Annotated in this window: 1 protein-coding gene; it reads left to right on the forward strand. The window is 48.0% G+C overall.

The window, feature by feature from the left end; all coding sequences use genetic code 11:
- A partial coding sequence (locus Q1A40_RS23125) for a transposase (RefSeq protein ID WP_300006131.1) occupies positions 1 to 204 on the forward strand: 204 nt, incomplete at both ends.

The following is a 204-nucleotide window of genomic DNA, read 5'->3' on the forward strand; positions in this document are numbered from 1 at the left end:
GTTTCGGCTAAAACAGCGGGCATTGATGTGGGTTTAAAAGATGTGTTCGTCACCGATACCGGATTTAAAACCGGCAACCTCCGGCATACGGCGAGATATGCGAAACAGTTAGCCCTGCTACAGCGAGGCTTGAGCAAGAAGAAAAAAGGCTCAAGTAACCGCGCTAAAGCAAAGCTAAAGGTCGCAAAACTCCACGCCAAAATT

The organism is uncultured Cedecea sp. (assembly GCF_947498825.1).
Lineage (GTDB): Bacteria > Pseudomonadota > Gammaproteobacteria > Enterobacterales > Enterobacteriaceae > JGM124.